Raw genomic sequence first — 584 nt, 5'->3', positions numbered from 1 at the left:
GACGGCGCTGGACCGCAACAACGCCAACGTCGGCGCGGGGTACATCGAACGCAAGGGCGAGCAGTACCTCATCCGTGCACCCGGGCAGCTGACCTCCATCGACGACATCGGCGACGTCATCCTGAAATCGGTCCAGGGACGTGCCATCCGCATCCGCGACGTGGCCGACATCGGCATCGGCAAGGAGCTGCGTTCCGGCGCGGCGACCGATAACGGCGCCGAGGTCGTGCTGGGGACGGCCTTCATGCTGATCGGCGAGAACAGCCGGGAAGTCTCCCAGGCGGTTGGCCGCCAGATCGAGACCATCAACAAGACGCTGCCTCCCGGCGTCCACATCATCACCGTCTACGACCGGACCAACCTGGTCGACAAAGCCATCGCCACGGTCAAGAAGAACCTGCTGGAAGGCGCGGCACTGGTCATCGTCATTCTTTTCCTGTTCCTCGGCAATATCCGCGCGGCGCTCATCACCGCGATGATCATTCCCCTGTCCATGCTGTTCACGTTCACGGGCATGGTCACCTACAAGGTCAGCGCCAACCTGATGAGCCTGGGCGCGCTGGACTTCGGGATCATCGTCGATG

1 protein-coding gene is annotated in these 584 nt (G+C 63.2%); it reads left to right on the top strand.

Annotated features, from left to right (window positions below; translation table 11 throughout):
* The coding region (locus EIEH_RS09020; RefSeq protein WP_035609326.1) for an efflux RND transporter permease subunit at positions 1-584 on the top strand (584 nt) is incomplete at both ends.

The organism is Edwardsiella ictaluri ATCC 33202 (assembly GCF_000264785.1).
In the GTDB taxonomy this organism is placed as follows: Bacteria; Pseudomonadota; Gammaproteobacteria; order Enterobacterales; family Enterobacteriaceae; genus Edwardsiella; species Edwardsiella ictaluri.
The sequence above is the reverse complement of the archived record's forward strand: the minus strand, read 5'-3'. Positions and strand labels throughout refer to the sequence as shown.